The organism is Streptomyces wedmorensis (assembly GCF_000716445.1).
GTDB classification, from domain to species: Bacteria; Actinomycetota; Actinomycetes; order Streptomycetales; family Streptomycetaceae; genus Streptomyces; species Streptomyces wedmorensis.
The window spans coordinates 1-787 of the sequence record NZ_JNWK01000179.1 but is presented as its reverse complement, the minus strand read 5'-3'; the positions used below and the strand labels follow the sequence as shown (position 1 = coordinate 787).

The 787-nt window shown below is 67.5% G+C and carries 1 pseudogene; it reads right to left on the bottom strand.

The window, feature by feature from the left end:
* Positions 1–787, bottom strand: a pseudogene (locus OO54_RS42185) (carbohydrate ABC transporter permease); the annotation flags it as partial.

Here is a 787-nt window from a genome sequence, read left to right as displayed (position 1 = left end):
AGGAGGAACGCGGCGACGATCGGGACGATCGTGAGGAGGGAGCCGGTGATGATGAGGTCGAAGACGGCTTCGCCGCCGGCGGTCTGGGCCTGGGCGTTCCAGGCGTTGAGGCCCAGGGTGAGCGGGTACCAGTCGGGGTCCTTGATCATGATCAGCGGCAGGAAGTAGTTGTTCCAGGTCGCGACCATGGAGAAGAGCAGCACGGTCACGGTGCCGGGCATCAGCAGCGGCAGCGCGACGGTGAAGAAGGTGCGCACCCTTCGAGGAGTTCGGTGGGGACGGCTTCGGCGGCGAAGACCCACATCAGGTAGAGGCCGAAGGGTGAGATGAGGGAGGGGATGATCACGGCCCAGGGGGTGTTGGTCAGGCCCATGTTGCTGAACATCAGGAAGGTGGGGACGGCCAGGGCCGTGCCGGGCACGGCGACGGCGCCGATGACGAACGGCGACGGCGCCGATGACGACGGCGAAGACGGCCTTGCGGCCGGGGAAGTCGTACTTCGCCAGGGCGTAGCCGCCCAGGACGGCCAGGACCGTGGCGCCGCCGGCGCCGACGGTGACGTAGAGGAGGGTGTTGAGGAGCCAGCGGACGAAGACGCCGTCGTCGTAGGTGAGGGTGCGGGTGATGTTGTCCCAGAAGTGGGTGTCCTCGGCGAACCACAGGCCGAAGGAGTCCAGCAGGCCCTTTTGGTCCTTGGTGGCGTTGATCACCAGCCAGGCCAGCGGCAGCAGGGTGTAGAGGAGGACCAGGCCGGTCACCAGGGTCAGCGGGATGCTGGGGCGGGGGT